Annotated in this window: 14 protein-coding genes; 5 read left to right on the plus strand and 9 right to left on the minus strand. The window is 68.4% G+C overall.

Annotated features, from left to right (window positions below; translation table 11 throughout):
• Window positions 1-84: 84 nt before the first annotated feature.
• From pyrE to clpB, 4 genes are all read right to left on the minus strand, one after another.
• A complete protein-coding gene (gene pyrE / locus ON38_RS23875; protein WP_039827184.1) occupies window positions 85-633 on the minus strand; it encodes an orotate phosphoribosyltransferase in 549 nt (182 codons plus the stop codon).
• 134 nt (window positions 634-767) lie between these two features.
• Window positions 768-1,778 carry a TtfA family protein gene (locus tag ON38_RS23880; RefSeq protein ID WP_039827185.1) on the minus strand — a complete coding sequence of 337 codons (1,011 nt, stop codon included), beginning with the start codon at window positions 1,776-1,778 and terminating at the stop codon, window positions 768-770.
• A 74-nt stretch (window positions 1,779-1,852) separates the two neighbouring features.
• A complete protein-coding gene (locus tag ON38_RS23885; protein ID WP_039827186.1) occupies window positions 1,853-2,626 on the minus strand; it encodes a DUF5666 domain-containing protein in 774 nt (257 codons plus the stop codon).
• 266 nt (window positions 2,627-2,892) lie between these two features.
• A complete protein-coding gene (clpB, locus tag ON38_RS23890) occupies window positions 2,893-5,484 on the minus strand; it encodes an ATP-dependent chaperone ClpB (protein WP_039827187.1) in 2,592 nt (863 codons plus the stop codon).
• Window positions 5,485-5,818: 334 nt separating this feature from the next.
• Between clpB and ON38_RS23895 the strand changes: the two genes are divergently transcribed.
• Entirely contained in the window at window positions 5,819-6,976 is a 1,158-nt protein-coding gene (locus tag ON38_RS23895) for a globin domain-containing protein (protein ID WP_039827188.1), read from the plus strand.
• 65 nt (window positions 6,977-7,041) lie between these two features.
• On the plus strand, window positions 7,042-7,824 hold the full coding sequence (locus ON38_RS23900; protein WP_051165108.1) for an FAD-binding oxidoreductase: 783 nt from the start codon (window positions 7,042-7,044) through the stop codon (window positions 7,822-7,824).
• Between the two features lie 25 nt (window positions 7,825-7,849).
• Here ON38_RS23900 and ON38_RS23905 read toward each other — a convergent pair whose 3' ends face one another.
• The 4 genes from ON38_RS23905 to dnaK all read right to left on the minus strand — a co-directional run bounded on the left by ON38_RS23905 (window position 7,850) and on the right by dnaK (window position 12,233).
• Window positions 7,850-8,284: a heat shock protein transcriptional repressor HspR gene (locus ON38_RS23905; RefSeq protein ID WP_039827231.1), complete on the minus strand. Its 435-nt coding sequence runs from the start codon at window positions 8,282-8,284 to the stop codon at window positions 7,850-7,852.
• A gap of 50 nt (window positions 8,285-8,334) precedes the next feature.
• A complete protein-coding gene (gene dnaJ / locus ON38_RS23910) occupies window positions 8,335-9,504 on the minus strand; it encodes a molecular chaperone DnaJ (RefSeq protein ID WP_039827189.1) in 1,170 nt (389 codons plus the stop codon).
• 171 nt (window positions 9,505-9,675) lie between these two features.
• Window positions 9,676-10,386, minus strand: a complete 711-nt coding sequence (gene grpE / locus ON38_RS23915; RefSeq protein WP_039827190.1) for a nucleotide exchange factor GrpE — start codon at window positions 10,384-10,386, stop codon at window positions 9,676-9,678.
• Window positions 10,383-12,233 (minus strand): molecular chaperone DnaK, encoded by a 1,851-nt coding sequence (gene dnaK / locus ON38_RS23920; RefSeq protein ID WP_039827191.1) that lies wholly within the window; start codon window positions 12,231-12,233, stop codon window positions 10,383-10,385. The genes grpE and dnaK overlap by 4 nt, the downstream gene beginning before the upstream one ends.
• A 495-nt stretch (window positions 12,234-12,728) precedes the next feature.
• On the opposite strand from dnaK, the gene ON38_RS23925 reads away from it, so the two are divergent.
• The 3 genes from ON38_RS23925 (at window position 12,729) to ON38_RS23935 (ending at window position 16,890) form a co-directional block, all read left to right on the plus strand.
• Window positions 12,729-14,057 (plus strand): hypothetical protein, encoded by a 1,329-nt coding sequence (locus tag ON38_RS23925; protein WP_157181869.1) that lies wholly within the window; start codon window positions 12,729-12,731, stop codon window positions 14,055-14,057.
• Window positions 14,058-14,199: 142 nt separating this feature from the next.
• The gene (locus tag ON38_RS23930; RefSeq protein ID WP_039827192.1) at window positions 14,200-15,555 is read left to right on the plus strand and encodes a S1 family peptidase; all 1,356 of its coding nucleotides are present in this window, start codon (window positions 14,200-14,202) and stop codon (window positions 15,553-15,555) included.
• Between the two features lie 69 nt (window positions 15,556-15,624).
• Window positions 15,625-16,890 (plus strand): S1 family peptidase, encoded by a 1,266-nt coding sequence (locus ON38_RS23935; RefSeq protein ID WP_039827193.1) that lies wholly within the window; start codon window positions 15,625-15,627, stop codon window positions 16,888-16,890.
• 395 nt (window positions 16,891-17,285) lie between these two features.
• Here the strand turns inward: ON38_RS23935 and ON38_RS23940 are convergent, their stop codons facing one another.
• Complete coding sequence (locus ON38_RS23940) at window positions 17,286-18,047, minus strand: DUF8020 domain-containing protein (RefSeq protein ID WP_245564172.1); 762 nt, start codon at window positions 18,045-18,047, stop codon at window positions 17,286-17,288.
• Window positions 18,048-18,165 lie beyond the last annotated feature (118 nt).

Below are 18,165 nucleotides of genomic sequence, written 5' to 3' on the forward strand. Positions count from 1 at the left end.
ACCCTTCACTTGCAGTACTGACGGATTCTCAGGCTAACCGAGCGGGACGGACCGGTGAACAGCCGCCGTGTTCGGCAGCGATGTTCAGCCGAGCTCCAGATCCCCGAGGCTCAGGATGGAGCGGTACTCGAGACCTTCGTCGGCGATGACCCGGTCGGCGCCGGTCTCGCGGTCCACCACGGTGGCCACCCCGACCACTGTCGCGCCCGCGTCGCGCAGGGCGCGCACCGCGGTCAGTGGAGAATTACCGGTGGTCGTCGTGTCCTCGACCACCAGAACCCGTCTGCCCACCACATCGGGGCCCTCGATCTGTCGTTGCATCCCGTGCGTTTTCGCCGCCTTGCGCACCACGAACGCATCGATCGGCCGGCCCGGGGCGTGCATCACCGCGAGCGCGACCGGGTCGGCGCCCATGGTGAGACCGCCGACGGCGTCGAAGTCCCAGTCGGCGACGAGGTCGCGCAGCAGTTTGCCGATCAACGGACCGGCCCGGTGGTGCAGGGTCGCCCGGCGCAGGTCGACGTAATAGTCGGCCTCCTTACCGGAGGACAGCGTCACCTTGCCGTGCACGACGGCTAAATCGCGCACCAGTCCGGCCAAAACGTCCCGGTCGGTCGTTGTCTGGTCGATCATCGGTGTCCTTCCGCCCACGTAGGCGAGTCACGGCAGTATTGTCCCGGCGCCCGCTGCGGCGCCCTGCGAAGCAGGATACGGGGGCGCTCCGCGCGGAGTTGTCGCAGGTCGCGCGGAGTGCGTATCGGGGAAATCTACTGCGGGACCGGACCCTGGTAGGGGCGGAACCCCGGATGGAACGGGCCCCCGGGCCGAGGCGGATCCTGATCGTCGCCGGGGGCGGGTTCACGGCGCTCCCGCGCGCCGGAATCGCGATCGGATTCCGAACGCGCGGGCCGGTTCGCCGGCCGCGCGTCGGGCACCACGGCCAGACTCGGCCGCCGCGGCGGAGCGTCGCCGGTATCGGAGTCGCGCCGGCCCGGCTCGCCGAGATCCTCCGGGTCGTCCTGGCGGTACCGGACATTGGGCGCCGGCCGCCCGTACCGACCGTCTTCGCGGTCGTCGGCGAAATCGTCGAAGTCCTCGTCGCGGTCGTCGTATTCCGCCGAACGGATCCTGGCGCGCGGGTGCGGAGCCCCGCCTTCGGGATCGTCGGACCGGGGTTCGGTGACCGGCGGCAGCACGTGCAGCAGACCCGACAGCCGCAGGACGGCGTCGATACCGGTCTCCCAGTCCTTGGCCGCGGTCCCGACCGGAAGCATGCCGAGAGTCCAGTTGCCCTCGCTCCACAGCATCTGCACGGTATCGGCCAGCGATTCGATGAACGCGACCATCCGCTGATCGACCGCATGCCGCGCGATCTCGGGGTTGGTCGCGAAAACGACGCGGTCGCCGATGGCGCCGAGCAGTTCGAGATCGGCGTCCTTGGGCGGATTCATCGTCTTCAACCGCATATCGACATCGATATCCGAGCCGATCTGCCGGCGGACCGCGACCAGGGTCGCGGAATCCTCGAGATCCAGCAGGACGAATTTCTCGCCTTTACGGATACCTGTCACCACGTCCACCGCGGTCAGATACCCGAGCTTGGCCAGCGCACCGCGCCGCCACGTCGAAGCGAGCGCCGGTTCCACCGACACATAGGTGTATCCCTGGGCTTTCGCCCACACCTGGCGCGCGTGACCGGTCCGCTGCCGCTGGCGCCGGTCGAAGTAGAGCAGCACTATCGCACCCGTGAGGGTGATTGCCGCCAGCCCGAACCACATTGCCGTCATCGTCGCCTAGCCTATCGACCCGCCCGGCGTATTGCCGGGCACCCACACTGCGCGCCGCGGTTTTCTCATCGCCCGCCCCCTTCGAGGGCGGTGCTGATGATGACATCGGCCTGAATGGATCCGTCCGGACTCTTCTGACCCTGCACGATCACCAGGTCACCGGTCGGCAGCGCGTCGACGGTGGCCCCGGCCAGCGATATCACCTGAGTGGACGGGCTGGTGTGCACCGTGACCTCGGCGCCGGTGAGTGTACTGATGGTGAGCGTACCGCCGGAATTGGTGCTGATGGTGCCCATGGTGGTACCGCCCGATTCGGCATCACCGGTATCGGGCATATCCGGTAGTCCGGGCAGGCTGGGGAGCGCGGGACCCGAATCGCCCGGATCGGCCGGTAGTCCACGAGGCGTCGGCCGGGCGGTGGTCGTGGTGTCGCTCGCCGTGGTGCCGGAATCGCCACCGAAGAGCGCCCCGGCGGCGATACCGGCGAGCCCGATCAGCACGATGACCGCGACCGCGATACCGACCCACATACCGGTCTTCTTCGGTCGCCGCGGCGGTTCGGGCGGCAGCTGCCCCGGCGGCACCTGGCCCGGCGGACCATACCCACCCCACTGATTCTGATAAGGCTCCGGATAGAGCGGCATCTCCCGGGTCGGGTTGGGGCCCGCCCCCCAGCCGCCGTAGGGATCGTTGCCCGGATAGGCCGTGGTCGACTCCCCGTAACCCGCCGGGCCGTAACCCGTGGACAGCTTCTCGGTGGCCGATTCCCCCGGCTGACCCAGGTGCTGGGTCGGATCGTCGTCCGGCCGCCTCGCCCAGGGATCGTTCGGGTTGGTCATACCACCCAGACTAGGCGTACCTCCGCCTCCGCTCCGGCCATGCGCGTCGACATGCCCACCATCCGCTCACAACACCCACCCACGCCCACCTCGGCGTACCTCCGCCTCCGCTTCGGCCATGCGCGTCGACATGCCCACCATCCGCTCACAACACCCACCCACGCCGACCACAAACACCGAGTCCCCGGCGAACGCAGTCGTCCGGAGACGGCGCGTGTGGCACCGGCGGCGAGGCCGGTGCCACACGCGCGGTGCGAGGGGCCGGGTCAGGAACCGGCGCTGACCGCGGCGGGGTCGCGATCGCGCGGCCCGACCACGAGGCCGTCACCGTCCGGGCTCACGCCCACCTCGACCGTGTCGCCGTCGGTGACCTTCCCGGCCAGCAGTTCCTTGGCCAGGGTGTCGCCGATCGACTGCTGGATGAGGCGCCGCAGCGGGCGTGCGCCGTAGACCGGGTCGTATCCACGCACCGCCAGCCAGAACCTGGCCGAATCGCTCACCTCGAGGGTCAGCCGCCGTTGTGCGAGCCGCCGCTGCAACTGATCGAGCTGGATGTCCACGACATGGGCGAGCTGGTCCTCGTCGAGGGCCTGGAACATGACCACATCGTCGAGCCGGTTCAGGAACTCCGGTTTGAAGGCGGCTCGCACCGCGTTCATCACGAATTCCGCGTCGGCTCCGGCGCCCAGGTTGGAGGTCAGGATCAGGATGGTGTTGCGGAAGTCCACCGTCCGGCCCTGCCCATCGGTGAGGCGGCCCTCGTCGAGTACGGCGAGCAGGATGTCGAAGACATCCGGATGCGCCTTCTCGATCTCGTCGAACAGCACCACCGTGTACGGCCGCCGGCGCACCGCTTCGGTGAGCTGGCCGCCCTGGTCGTAGCCGACGTATCCGGGTGGGGCGCCGACCAGGCGGGCGACCGCGTGCTTCTCGCTGTACTCGCTCATATCGATGCGGACCATCGCGCGTTCGTCGTCGAACAGGAAGTCCGCCAGCGCCTTGGCCAGCTCGGTCTTACCGACACCGGTGGGGCCGACGAAGAGGAACGATCCGGTCGGCCGGTTCGGGTCGGCGACACCGGCCCGCGCCCGCCGCACCGCGTCGGACACCGCGCGCACCGCGTCGTGCTGCCCGACCACGCGCCGGCCGAGTTCGGCTTCCATCCGGAGCAGCTTCTCGGTCTCGCCCTCGAGCAGGCGGCCCACCGGGATACCGGTCCACGCCGAGATCACCTCGGCGATATCGTCGGGCCCGACCTCTTCCTTGAGCATGACCTCACCGTCGGCCGCCGCACCGGAGGTCTTCTCGGCTTCGGCGAGTTCCTTCTCCAGCGTCGGGATCCGGCCGTATCGCAGTTCGGCGGCTTTACCCAGGTCGCCGTCGCGTTCGGCGCGCTCGGATTCGCCGCGCAGGTTCTCGAGCTGCTCTTTGAGCACGCGGACCTGGTCGATGGCGGTTTTCTCGTTCTGCCAGCGGGTGGTGAGCTGGTTGAGTTTCTCGCGATCGTCGGCGAGTTCGGCGCGCAACCGCTCCAGTCGCTGCTTGGACGCCTCGTCGGTCTCCTTCGTCAGCGCCACCTCTTCGATCTCGAGCCGTCGCACCGCGCGTTCGACCTCGTCGATCTCCACCGGGCGGGAATCGATCTCCATCCGCAGCCGCGACGCCGCCTCGTCCACCAGGTCGATGGCCTTGTCGGGCAGGAAGCGGGAGGTGATGTAGCGGTCCGACAGCGCGGCCGCCGACACCAGGGCGGAGTCGGTGATCCGCACCCCGTGGTGCACCTCGTAGCGTTCCTTGATGCCGCGCAGGATGCCGACGGTGTCCTCCACCGAGGGTTCGCCGACCATCACCTGCTGGAAGCGGCGCTCGAGCGCGGCGTCCTTCTCGATGTGCTGCCGGTACTCGTCGAGGGTGGTCGCGCCGACGAGCCGCAGCTCGCCGCGGGCCAGCATCGGCTTGATCATGTTTCCGGCGTCCATCGCGGATTCACCGGTCGCGCCGGCACCGACGATGGTGTGCAGTTCGTCGATGAAGGTGATGATCTGCCCGGCACTGGATTTGATCTCCTCGAGGACGGCCTTGAGCCGCTCCTCGAATTCGCCGCGGTACTTCGCGCCCGCGACCATCGCACCCAGATCGAGGGAGATGACGGTCTTGCCGCGCAACGATTCCGGGACGTCACCGGCGACGATGCGCTGGGCCAGGCCCTCCACTATCGCGGTTTTGCCGACGCCCGGCTCGCCGATGAGTACCGGGTTGTTCTTGGTGCGCCGGGACAGCACCTGCACCACCCGGCGGATCTCGGTATCGCGACCGATCACCGGGTCCAGCTTTCCGGCGCGCGCGGCGTCGGTGAGATCGGTGGAGTACTTCTCCAGCGCCTGGTAGCTGCCTTCCGGATCCGGGCTACTCACCCGGGTGTTGCCACGCACGGTGGTGAATGCCTCGCGCAGTGCCGAGGCGGTGGCGCCGTATTTGTCGAGCAGCATTGTCACATCGGAGTCGCCGGAGGCCAGGCCGACCATCACATGCTCGGTGGAGACGTACTCGTCGCCGAGTTCGGTGGCCAGATGCTGGGCCGCGGTGATCGCGGCGAGCGCTTCGCGGCCCAGTTGCGGAGTCGTGGTGGCGCCGGTGGCGCGCGGGAGCCGGTCGACGATGTCCTGGGCCTCGCGCCGCACTGTCGCGGGGTCGGTGCCCACCGCTTTCAGCAGGGGCGCGGCGATACCGTCGGTCTGGTCCAGCAGCGCCACCAGCAGATGGGCCGGCCGGATCTCCGGGTTACCGGCGGACGAGGCCGCCTGCAGCGCGGCGGTCAGCGCGGCCTGGGTCTTGGTGGTGGGATTGAACGAGTCCACGAAGCACCTTCCTGCTAGTCGATATCTCATCCGGCATCCGCACCGATCCCGGTGCCTCGTGCCGTCCTGCCCGCTTCAACGTTCGAAAGGTTGAGTCTGTTCCGCTCAACTTTAAAATTTTCTGCGACTGTCGCCGCCCACCGGGTAGCCAGAAAAGTGCTGGGTCACGGCTCATAACGACGCGTCCTTACCCGCGAACAAGATCGGCCAAACCCGGTAACCGTATTTCACACCCACCATCATCTCTTTTTTCGGGGATACTGGTCGGGTGAAGGACCGCCGGTAACGGCTACGTCCCTCCGGGTCGGAATCCAGGGAAAGGAAGCTCCACGCCGTGGATGCGCGTTCGGCAGCGCTGGTCCGCGCCAATTTCCAGTCGGTGATCGATGCGCCGAGTGGTCCCGAGCGGTTGGTCAGCGCGTTTTACGGTCACCTGTTCGCGGAGAACCCGCGGCTGCGGGAGCTGTTCCCGCCCGCCATGGATATGCAGGCGAAGAGAATCGTCACCGCGGTCCAGTACATGCTCGATCATCTCGAGGACTGGGATCGCGCCCAGAAGTTCCTCGAGCAACTGGCTCGCGATCACCGCAAGTACGGTGTCGAGGCCGCGCACTACGACCAGGCCGGCCCCGCCCTCTACGCCGCCTTCCAGACCTACAACGGCCCCTACTGGACCCGGGAACTCGCCGAGGGCTGGCGCGATGTCTGCCTGCTCATCTCCGCCGCCATGGCCATCGGAGCCAATTCCGACGATTCGCCGCCCTATTGGGAGGCCACCGTCGTCGGCCACCGGCACGTCCTCGAAGATCTCGCCATCGTGCGCCTGCAGTCCGACGACCCGATTCCCTACCTCGCCGGCCAGTACGTCCCGGTTTCCGTCCCGCAACGGCCCCGGATGTGGCGTTACCTCTCGCCCGCCATCCCGTCGAACCCCTACGGCGAGATCGAATTCCACGTCCGCAAGGTCCGCGGCGGGTGGGTGAGCCCCTCCATCGTCAACGAGACCAAGGTCGGCGACCGCTGGCTCATCGGCGGACCACTCGGCGGCCTGCAGGTCGACCAGGACAGCGGCCGCGATGTGCTGATGATCGGGTCGGGCACCGGTGTCGCACCGCTGCGCGCCCAGCTGATCGAGATGGGCCGGCGCGGGATCAACCCCCGCGTGCACTTCTTCATCGGCGGGGTCTACCCCTGCGACCTGTACGACGTGGAGAACATGTGGCAGCTCTCGCAGAGCAACCCGTGGCTCACCATCGTCCCGGTCTGCGAGCACAAGACCAACCCGTGGTGGTATCCGCATCCCACCGAGGACGCGCCCTACGGAATGCACCGGCGCCTGGTCGGCAACCTCGGCGCCGTGGTGGCCAGTTTCGGCGCATGGGAGGATCGGCAGATCCAGATCGCCGGTTCGGCGAAGATGATCGCCGACACCCGGCGGGCGCTGCTCGCGGTCGGCACCCCGGAAGAGATCATCAGTACCGATCCGGTCTGATCGGTATCGGCACATCGACCACCGGGCGCATCGGCGTCCGGTCCGGCCTGTCAGCGGAGTGAGGTATGACGAACGATCCGAGCGCGTCCCCCGCCCATTCGTCCCAGCGGTCGTACTGGCTGGCCGATGTCGTCGAACATCACCGGTTGCGCCACGATATGGCGGTCGTCCGGTTGATCGGCGAATACGTACCGTTCCATGCCGGGCAGTCGGTGCAGGTCGAGGTCCCGCAGTTCCCGGGTATGCGCCGCCGGTTCTCCCCCGCGCTGCCGCCCTCGCTGGACGGCAAGCTCGAATTCCATGTGAAAACCGTGCCGGGCGGCTGGTGCAGCGGCGGTATCGTCGCCGATACCGCGGTCGGGGACCGGTGGAAGCTGTCCGCGCCCGAGGGCCTGTTCACCGTCGATCCCGACGGCGACGAGGTGGTGATGATCGCGGGCGGCACCGGCCTGGCCCCGTTGCGCGCCCAGATCCTGGAACTGGCCCGGCACCCGGACCCGCCCACCACCTACCTGTTCTTCGGCGGCTCCGCTCCACGCGACCTGTACGCCGCCGATATGCTCGTCCTGCTCGCCGCCGACCTGCCCTGGCTCACCGTGGTGCCGGTGGTGGAACGGCTGGAGGATCCGTCCTGGCCGGACAGGTGGCACGAAAGTCACCGGGTGGACATAGGTTTCGACGAGGACGACCTGCTCCAGGGCACCCTCGCCGAAGTGGTCGGCTCCTACGGTTCGTTCGACCGGCACCAGGTGCTGGTCTGCGGATCGCCCGCGATGACCAGGTCCACCGTGGAACGCCTGCTCGACGCGGGCACCCCGGCCGAACGTATCCAGTTCGAAGGAGCCTGACCCGGCGGCGCCGGAGGCGCCGCCGTCAACGCTGCCGCCGGTTCCGCGGCTGCCACACCACCAGCGCGGTATTGCGCTGCGGCGGAATCAGTTCCGGCCGGTAATCCGGCCGGGCCCGTTCCCGTTCCAGCTGCGCGGACAGTTCGATCACCCGCTGTTGGAGTTCGGTCACCTGATTGGTGAGTTCGATGATCCGTTTGATGCCGGCGAGATTGACGCCTTCGTCCTGGGAAAGCCGCTGCACTTCGCGCAGCAGTTCCACGTCCCGTTCCGAATAGCGCCGGCCGCCACCCGACGTGCGCTGCGGTGTCACCAGACCCAGCCGGTCGTAGGTGCGCAGGGTCTGCGCATGCATTCCGGCCAGCTGGGCGGCCACCGAGATCACGAAATATTCGGTGGCCGATTGACGCCCCTCCCGGGGCCCTACCTCGTCACGCTGCGCGGCCGCCTCCGGGCCCATCGCTCGGGCCGCCGAGCGAGCCGAGCCCTCCGATGCCCGTTTCGAATCCATCACGCACCTGCCCATCCCGCTCTCGGATCGAAGCCGCTGGCCTTCTCCGCCTCCTGCAGCGCGCGCAGCGCCGCTACGGCATCGTCGTCCAGCTTCGGCGGCACGGCGACCTTCACGGTGACCAGCAGATCACCGGCTCCACCACCACGTTTGGGCACTCCGCGGCCACGCACCCGCAGGATGCGCCCGTCCGCGGTACCCGGCGGCACCTTCACGCCGACCCGGCCCTCCAGAGTGGGCACCGATACGGTCGTACCGAGCACCAATTCACTGTAGCTGACCGGTAGGGCCAGGGTCAGGTCGTCGCCGGCCCGGCCGAAGACCTTGTCCTGGCCGACGTGGACCGTGACGAACAGGTCGCCCGAGGGCGCGCCCCGCAGGCCCGCCTCGCCCTGTCCGGCGAGCCGGATCCGTTGTCCGTCCGCGATACCCGGAGGAATGCGGACGTTGATGGAGCGGGTGCGGTTCTGGATACCGCTGCCGTGGCAGTCCACGCACGGGTCATCGATGATCGACCCGGTGCCGCGGCACTCGTCGCACGGTTCGCTGAAACCGAACGCGCCCTGATTGCGGCTCACCACACCGCTGCCGTTGCAGATCGGGCACACCCGCGGGCTGGTGCCCGGTTTGGCCCCGCTGCCATGACAGGTGGTGCAGGGTGACGGGCTGGTCAGGTGCAGCGGCACCGTGACGCCCCTGGCCGCCTCCCGGAACCCGAGGGTCGTCTCGGCCTCCACATCGGCGCCCCGGCGGGGCCGGCCGCCGCCGCGTGTGGCACCGCCGCCCCGGTTGAACAGGCCGCCGAACAGGTCACCGAGCCCCCCGTCGGCGCCACCGGCGGCCTGGCCGAAGATATCGCCCAGATCGAAGCTCTGGGAGAACCCGCCACCGGCACCCGGGGTGAAACCGCCGCCCCGCCCGTACCCGCCGCCGGAGAACAGCCGCCGGGTCTCGTCGTACTCCGCGCGTTTGGCGGGATCCGACAGGACGGTGTGCGCCTCGCTGACCGCCTTGAACCGCTCCTCGGCCTTGGCATCGCCGGGATTGGCGTCCGGATGCAGATCACGGGCCAGTTTGCGGTAGGCCTTCTTGATCTCCTCGGTGGAGGCGTCGGCGGAGACACCCAGCTCCTTGTAGAAGTCCTTCTCGATCCACTCCCGCTGGCTCACCGGGCATCTCCTCCTCTCGATACTGTTCCGCGGACCGTCCGGGGCCCCGCGTGGTCGTACTTTCCTACCGCCTCCGGGCCCGTCGCGCGCGGCGTACCGGGGGCGCGGTGCGCACGGATCGCTCCGTGCGCACGCCGCGCCACCCGGTCCGTGGCTTTCGCCGCGGAGTCGTTACTTGTCCGAGCCGGCATCAGCATCCGATGCCTCCGCCCGAGCGGGTTCCGCGGTATCCGCGGCACCCTGGTCCGCTCCGAGATCGCCGACACCGTCGGTGACGCCGACCAGCGCGTGCCGCAGCACCCGCTCCCCGAAGCGATACCCCTTGCGCATCACCACGCCGATCACCGGATCGTGCCCGGAACCCTCGTGCTGCACGGCCTCGTGCAGGTTCGGATCGAAGGGCTCGCCCTCGGACCCGAACTCCTCGAGCCCCTGTTTGCGCAGGGCCTCGATCAGCTTGTCGGCCACCGAGCGCAGCGGGCCGGACTCCAGGTCGCCGTGCGCCTTGGCGCGGTCCAGGTCGTCGAGGACACCGAGCAGTTCGGTGACCACGGCGGCCTTGGCGGAATCGATCGCGGTCTTGCGATCGCGTTCGACCCGGCGCCGGTAGTTGGTGTACTCGGCCGTGAGCCGCTGCAGATCGGCGGTCCGCTCGGCGAGTTCGTCCGATGCCGGGGCCTCGGCGGGCGCCGCGTCGACACCGTCACCTTCGAGGCCGGCCTGGGGCGCTTGGGGGGCTACGCCCCCCTCGGCCCCGGCCGGGGCGGCGCCGTTGGCCGCCCCGGCCTGTTCGCGGACCTCACCGGTCTCCGGATCGATCTTGCGCTTGTCGACGAAGCTGACCGGCTCCTCGGAATTTCCTTTGTTTCCCGAATTCGTCACTTCTTCTCCGTGTCGACCGGCTCGTCCACGACCTCGGCGTCGACCACCTGGTCGTCGCCGGCGTCCGCACCCGCGGCGCCGTTACCGGAGGCCGCGCTCTCGGAGGCCTGCGCCTCGTAGATCGCCTGACCCAGCGCCTGCGATTCGGTGGCCAGCTTCTCCACCGCGGCCTTCACCGCGGCGGTGTCGGTGCCCTTGAGCGCTTCGTTGGCCTCCGCGATCGCCGCCTCGACCTTGGACTTCACATCCGCCGGAACCTTGTCCTCGTTGTCCTTGATGAACTTCTCGGTCTGGTGTACCAGCGATTCGGCCTGGTTGCGGGTCTCCGCTTCCTCCCGGCGCGCCTTGTCCTCGGCGGCGTGCGCCTCGGCGTCCTTGACCATCCGGTCGATCTCTTCCTTGGACAGACCGGAGCCGTCCTGGATCTTGATCGTGTTCTCTTTACCGGTGCCCTTGTCCTTCGCGGTCACGTGCACGATGCCGTTGGCGTCGATATCGAAGGTGACCTCGATCTGCGGCACCCCGCGCGGAGCCGGCGGAATACCGGTCAGCTCGAAGGAGCCGAGCAGCTTGTTGTGCGCGGCGATCTCGCGCTCACCCTGGAACACCTGGATCTGCACCGACGGCTGGTTGTCGTTGGCCGTGGTGAAGGTTTCCGAACGCTTGGTCGGGATGGTGGTGTTGCGCTCGATGAGGTTGGTCATCACGCCGCCCTTGGTCTCGATACCCAGCGACAGCGGGGTCACATCGAGCAGCAGGACGTCCTTGACCTCGCCCTTGAGCACACCGGCCTGCAGGGCGGCGCCGACGGCGACGACCTCGTCCGGGTTCACGCCCTTGTTGGGCTCCTTGCCACCGGTCAGTTCCTTGACCAGTTCGGAGACCGCGGGCATGCGGGTGGAGCCACCGACGAGCACGACGTGGTCGATATCGGAGACCTTGATGCCGGCGTCCTTGACCACGGACTGGAACGGCGCGCGGGTGCGGTCGAGCAGGTCCGAGGTGATCTTCTGGAACTCGGCGCGGGTCAGCTGCTCGTCGAGGAACAGCGGGTTCTTGTCCGCGTCGACGGTGATGTAGGGCAGATTGATCGAGGTGCTCTGCGAGGAGCTCAGTTCGATCTTGGCCTTCTCGGCGGCCTCACGCAGCCGCTGCATGGCCATCTTGTCCTTGGTCAGATCGATGCCCGAGCTGGACTTGAACTTGTCGACCAGCCACTTCACGACCCGCTCGTCCCAGTCGTCACCACCGAGGTGGTTGTCACCGGAGGTCGCGCGGACCTCGACGACACCCTCGCCGATTTCCAGCAGCGAGACGTCGAAGGTACCGCCACCGAGGTCGAAGACCAGGATGGTCTGTTCCTTGTCGCCCTTGTCCAGGCCGTAGGCCAGGGCCGCAGCCGTGGGCTCGTTGACGATGCGCAGCACATTGAGACCGGCGATCTGACCGGCTTCCTTGGTGGCCTGACGCTGCGCGTCCTCGAAGTAGGCGGGGACGGTGATCACCGCGTCGGTGATCTCCTCACCCAGGTAGGCCTCGGCGTCGCGCTTCAGTTTCATCAGCGTGCGCGCGCTGATCTCCTGCGAGGTGTACTTCTTACCGTCGATCTCCACGGTCCAGTCGGTGCCGATATGGCGTTTCACCGAGCGGATCGTGCGGTCGACGTTGGTCACGGCCTGGTTCTTGGCCGGCTGACCGACCAGTACTTCACCGTTCTTCGCGAACGCGACGACAGAGGGTGTAGTGCGCGAACCCTCGGAGTTGGCGACGACGACCGGCTCACCACCTTCGAGAACGGCGACGACCGAGTTCGTGGTCCCGAGGTCGATTCCGACCGCACGAGCCATTTGTTTCCTCCTCATTTTCGACTGCTTGTGTCTGTCCGGGCAGGTGCCCATGACGCTGCGGGCCCGGTCGGACCCGCCGCGTGGACCAGCCCCAGGCAGAACATAGAGCACGGTCCCAGCAATACTGAGCGTGGTCGGCTCAATCCTGCCCCTCCTCCGAGAGGCCGTCAAGTCAAACTTGAGCCAGTGTCACTCAACATTGTCGATCAGCTCAACCCCCGGCGCCGGCGATGTATTCCCGCCCCCTCGTACCGGGCCCCGCCCCATTCTTCCCGCGCCCGGCCGCGGCGACCGGGTCGACGCGACATCGTGACCCAGCTGTATCGCGCCGGCACCCGGGCCGCGGGTCGCTCCCCGATCCCCACAACCCGCTCGCCGGCGCTATTGTCGAAGCTCCGCCCATGGTGACCGCGGCGCCCCGCGTCACGGTACGGCGACGTGCGGGTGAACCGTACCGTTGTTTCTGGATGAGGAAGTCGAAGCGAGGATCCGAGAATGGCCACTGGGGTGGGCCTGCACATCGCCGAGTACGCGTGCACCGCGGCGGTCGTCGACGACGACGGAGACCCGCACTTCATCCTCCGTGATCCGGTGCTGCACATGTCCGAGGACGGGGACGCGGTCCTCGGCGGCGCCGTCGCCCCACCCGGGCACACCCATACGATCACCGGCTTCGTGGCGGCCGTGGGCGATCCGGCGGGCGTCGTCGTGGACGACGGCGAGGCCTACCGCGGTGAGGACCTGCTCGCCACCGCGCTGTTCTGCCTGATCAACCTCACCGCCGAACATCTCAACGGCCCCGCCGAGTTCTATGCCGCCCATCCCGCCGGATGGACGCCCGGGCAGGTGCTGGCCCTGCGCGGCGCACTCGACTACCTGGGCCTGAAATCGGTGGCCCTCGTCGGTGAGGACGAACTACCGGCGGGTCCCGCCCATCTCACCCCCGCGGACACGAGCCGATACTTCGCCGAGAGCGCGGGCCGGGCGGCGCTGGCGGTCGTCCTGGAGACCCCGGCCGGCGCCACGCCGCCCGATCCATCCACCGCCCAGAACTCCGCCCTGGACACCGTCGTCATGCCGAAACTGCGCGATGGCGACACCCCGGCCAAGGCGTACTCCGCGCTCGTTCCCGCCCTGGATCCCGAAGCCACCTACGGCGGCCCGAGTCTGGCGGCCATAGCCGCCGGACTGGCCCCCGCCACCGGACCGCGTCCGGCCACCGGCCCCGCGGCCGCTCCCCGGCCCGCGACCGGCACCGCGGCAGCGGTTTCCACCGCCACCAAGGGGAAGAAATCCGCGGCCGGAGTGACGGCGACCGGCGGCAATCGTGATCACAGCCCTCGGCGGACGGCCGCGCTGGTGGCGGCGGCGGCGTTCGGTGGCCTGTTGATCGGCGCCCTCGGTGTCACCGCGATTCTGCGACCGGGTGCGGCGGAGCCGGGTGAACCGGCCACCACCTCGGTGACCGAGACGCCTCCGCCGCCGCCGGTACTGCCGCAGCCGGTCGCCCCGGCCCCCGAGATCCCGTCCTACACACCCGAGCCGACCTACGAGCCGGAACCGACCTTCACCGAGGAACCGCTACCTCCTCCGCCGCCGGTCACCGTCACCGAGACGACTCCGGCGCCCACCACGGCCCCCTCGGCGACCACCACCGAACCCAGCGGTCCGACCCTCATCGAGCCGACCACCGAGACCGAAACGACGACCACCCGGACCCGGCCGAGGATCTTCCCGTTCCCAGTTCCGTTCCGCACCGAGGACCCGGAAATGGACCTTCCCGACACCGGATCCAAGGAAGGTCGCCAAGAAGAGGCCAGATAGCGATTTGTGCCTTAGAGTGATCCGCTGACCGGTGTTATTCCGGCCACCCCGGCAACCCGGTCGAAGCTCGAGCAAACCTGTGCGCCAACGGATTCGATCCGGCCACGGATTATCTGGCACCCAGTGCCGACGAAGGGACTTCATGCGCAAGTCGGTGGCGCGTCACGCCGCGGTCAAAGCTGCCGTTATCGGCTCGACCGTTCTCCTGGCTCCCCTGTTCGGCGCGACCGCGGCGATCGCCGCGCCGGAACCGGAACAACTCAAAGCCGAGGACCTGCCGGCCGAACTGGTCCAAGCGCTGTCCCGCGATCTGAATATGACCCCGACCGAATATCTGGACCGCGCCGCGCGCGCCCAGCAGTTGCAGACCTACGCGGCCGAATTCCGCGCCGAACGGCCGGACGTCTTCGCCGGCGCGTGGATGACCCCGGAGGGTAAGCCCACTGTCGCCGTGACCTCGCCGGACGCCGCCAAGGTGGCCAGCGACGACGGATATTCCACGCGCCTGGCCCCGGTCTCGGCGGCCGCGCTGGAAACCTCGCTCACGCAGATGAATCAATGGGTCGCCGCGCAGCCCCGGGATATCTCGCAGCTGATCAATTCCATCGCCATCGACTTCCTCAACAGCCAACTGGTCGTCAACGTCGCGAATACGCCACTGGCGCATATGATCAACCTGCCGACCCTGATCGCCAACATCAAGGTCGTCCTTTCCCCGGACGGCGGCGGCCCGGTGGAGCACCGGCCGATGGGCGGGGACACCTATATCAGCGCCCCCGGCCCACTCGACGACGCGGAACTCAAGAGCGTCGATGTCTGCTCGTTCGGCTTCAACAGTGTCGATTCGGCCGGTAACGCGCTGAATATCAGTGCCGGACACTGCAATCCGAATATCGACAAAGGCGACGAACGGGCCGCCGTATACGGACCGAATGTCCGGAATATCCCGGCGAGCCCGGAGCTGGGCACCTTCGTCCAGTCGGAACTGGGCGGCCCCAGCACGCTGGACTATTCGGTGATCCAGCTGAACGAGCGCGCGGTCGGCGCGGGGATGGACCAGCCGTCGGTGCGCGGCGCCAACGGCACCACCCTGACCATCACCGGCACCGCAGACCCGGTGGTCGGCGCTCCGGTGTGCAAATCCGGACAGTCCTCGACCTTCACCTGCGGTTTCGTCGTCGCCGACCGGGTCGAGACCCAGCTGTTCACCACCGAGGGCGACGCGAAGATCATCCGGGGCTTCGCCAGCTCGGCCTGCACCCTGGGCGGTGACAGCGGCGGCGCCATCGTCAGCGGCACCCTGGCGCTGGGAATCACCAGCGGCTCCAATGCCGCCGACGCGCCCGATTGCGAGAAGGCCAATATCGCCCTCGCACAGTACGGCGGCACCGCTACGCTGGGCATTCCCATCCGCGGCATACTCGCGCACGTGGATGCGGCCGCCGGTGGCGGCGTCGGCAGCGGCATCGCGGTACGAACCAGGCCGAATGCCGGCTGAGCCCGATATAGTCTCTCCATGCTCATGCCACGCATAGGTAAACGAAGGTCGGCGCCGACCAGAAAACGCATGCAACGTGCCGCGGTCGCCGCCTCGGCGGCCGCCCTGCTGTTCGGCCCGATCGCAGCGGTCTCCTCGGCTGCCCCCGACCCGGGTATCGGCCTCCCCGCCGACCTCGTCGCGGCACTGAACCGGGATCTGCACATCTCCCCCGAGGAGTACCTGGCGCGCGCCGATACCGCGCAGCAGGTGGCGGCGTTCGCCACCACGGCCCAGCGTCAGTTCCCCCAGGTGTTCGGTGGCGCCTGGCTCGACGAGCAGGGCCGCGGAGTGGTGGCCCTGGCCAACGGCCCGGGTGCCGACGAGGCGCGCGGTGCGGCCGAATCGAGTGGATTCGTGGTCCGCAATGTCGCCAAGAGCGAAACGACGCTGCGCGGCGAGAAGAGCGCCTTCGAACGCTGGCTCGACGGTCAGCCCGAAGCGGTGTCCGCACTGGTGCGCGGTGTCGTGATCGATACCGTCAACAACAGCATCGCGGTGCGGGTCGACAAGGTCGGCCTGCCCATGCCGAACTTCATCGATCCGGCCCGGGTCATCGTCATGGCTCCGCCGGTCGCGGCGGAAACGCTGCCCCAGGCGTCCGCGATCGCCGAGGCGGCCACCACCGCGGTGGGCGGCGGCGACGGTTTCGCCGCCATCGCGGGGGACAGCTCGCTGCGCTGTTCCTTCGGCTTCAACGGCACCGGCCCGGCGGGTAACACCGTCAATATCACCGCCGGGCACTGCAACCCGAACCTCGACGATATCGGCGCCGCCACCGTGCACGAATCCCTCGGTGGCAACAAGGTGGGCCCGCAGATCGCCACCTACCAGAAATCGGTACTCGGCGCCCAGGACTACTCGATCATGAGCATCGCGGACGGGGCCGCGGGCCGCTTCCAGAACAACCAGGTGAAGGTGCCCGGTGCCGCACCGATCGCGATCGACGGCGTCGCCACCCCGGTGGTCGGCGCGCCGGTCTGCAAGTCGGGTTCGCGGACCGGCTTCAGCTGCGGTGTGGTGAACGCGGTGGACCAGACCGTGCAGGTCGGCGACCGGCAGCTCACCCAGAGCTTCTCCGCCAATATCTGCGCCCTCCCCGGCGATAGCGGCGGCCCGATCGTCACCGGGCGCCAGGCCCTGGGTATCTCCAGCGCCTCCTCGGTGGCCGACTACCCGATCTGCGAGATCCCCAACATCCTGGGTGTGCTCACCGGTAACGCCCCGCAGCTGTTCGCGCAGCCGGTGAGCGTGGTGCTCTCCGACAACCCGGGCCTGCGCATCCGCACGAGCTAGAGGTCGTCCTGCTCTCCGCTCCCGGTGGAACGCGGTGAGCAGGATCGGCGCCGCACCTCCGGGTGCGACTCGCACCGAGCATCGAGCAACGAGAGGGCCGGCAGCGTCACGCTGCCGGCCCTCTCGCCTGCCCGGGGCCTGACCTTCCGAGCTGCCGCTCGACGCCATCCCGGCCCTCCACGGCATGCGTCCCTCCCGAACTTCCGGCCAGGCAAGAACACGCGGTAGCCCGACCCAGCGCAACGCCGGCCGGACCGGACGGACGCACCCCGTCCGCGGCTCTCGTTGCCGCGTCGGCGGCAGTGGGCCTTCGGGCTACACATATCCACGCGGCAAACGAAAAGGGCCGACAGCGTGACGCTGTCGGCCCTTTCGGTTGTGCCCGTTGAGAGAGGTTACGGGGCGGGAGCGGGAGCAGGAGCGGGCTCTTCGGTGACGGGCTTGCCGTCGTTGGCCCATTTGCTTGTGCCGGCCGGAGCCTGAATGGTGTTGAAGAGTTCGACACCGGCGGCGACCAGGGTCGGGCCGCCCACCGCGATGGTGCCGATGATGCCGCCGAGCCCGGCGCCCGGCAGGCACCCGATCGCGGGGATCACGATACAACCCACGACGAAGCCGACCGCGGTACCGATGAAGCCGCCGATAGCGGTGGCAAGCCCGAAGTTGCTGGAGAACTCATTGATCGCCATCTGGTTTTCCGCGACCGAGGCAATCGGCTTCGCGACCGGATGCACAACCTCTTTGCTCCGCGCGGGGTCCTGAACCGCCGGCTGTTCGGGCGTGATCTCGAGGACGGCGCCGTCCTGTTTGATCTCCGAGACGACCGGAATCTCGGTGCCTCCGGCGGTGAATTCCAGCGGCAGCGAGGCAACCAGGTTGTTGTTGCCGTCCTTGATCTCGATGACCTTGGTCTTCTCGGCCTCGGCCGCGATGGGCTCCCCGGCGGGGGCGCTGGGGTCCGGCGCGGTGGCGCCCAGCTCCTCAGGCGAGAGTTCCTTCTCGACGACCGCGAACGTTCCGCCGTTGATGGTCGCCACCACGGTCTTGTCTTTCAACTGCACCGCGTAGTTGATGGTCTTCGCGGCCTCGGCTGCCGGGTCGGCCTGCGCTGTGCCGAATCCCATAGCGAGCGAGCCGGTGACCAGTGCGGCGATCACGGTGGATCTCGGGAGTGTCATCCATTTCCAATCGGGTGTGGGGCGTCCCATCTCAACGCGAGGGGGTCGATGTGATCGAACCCTGATTCCTCCCCGAGCGTTATGAGATGTCACGCTT

It is taken from the genome of Nocardia testacea NBRC 100365 (assembly GCF_000308775.1).
Lineage (GTDB): Bacteria > Actinomycetota > Actinomycetes > Mycobacteriales > Mycobacteriaceae > Nocardia > Nocardia testacea.

What these genes read in the sequence shown, in the direction of transcription:
- pyrE (WP_039827184.1), bottom strand. Translation starts at nt 633, where the DNA reads ATGATCGACCAGACAACGACCGACCGGGACGTTTTGGCCGGACTGGTG.
- ON38_RS23880 (WP_039827185.1), bottom strand. Translation starts at nt 1,778, where the DNA reads ATGTGGTTCGGGCTGGCGGCAATCACCCTCACGGGTGCGATAGTGCTG.
- ON38_RS23885 (WP_039827186.1), bottom strand. Translation starts at nt 2,626, where the DNA reads ATGACCAACCCGAACGATCCCTGGGCGAGGCGGCCGGACGACGATCCG.
- ON38_RS23900 (WP_051165108.1), top strand. Translation starts at nt 7,042, where the DNA reads ATGACGAACGATCCGAGCGCGTCCCCCGCCCATTCGTCCCAGCGGTCG.
- ON38_RS23905 (WP_039827231.1), bottom strand. Translation starts at nt 8,284, where the DNA reads ATGGGCCCGGAGGCGGCCGCGCAGCGTGACGAGGTAGGGCCCCGGGAG.
- dnaK (WP_039827191.1), bottom strand. Translation starts at nt 12,233, where the DNA reads ATGGCTCGTGCGGTCGGAATCGACCTCGGGACCACGAACTCGGTCGTC.
- ON38_RS23925 (WP_157181869.1), top strand. Translation starts at nt 12,729, where the DNA reads ATGGCCACTGGGGTGGGCCTGCACATCGCCGAGTACGCGTGCACCGCG.
- ON38_RS23930 (WP_039827192.1), top strand. Translation starts at nt 14,200, where the DNA reads ATGCGCAAGTCGGTGGCGCGTCACGCCGCGGTCAAAGCTGCCGTTATC.
- ON38_RS23935 (WP_039827193.1), top strand. Translation starts at nt 15,625, where the DNA reads ATGCAACGTGCCGCGGTCGCCGCCTCGGCGGCCGCCCTGCTGTTCGGC.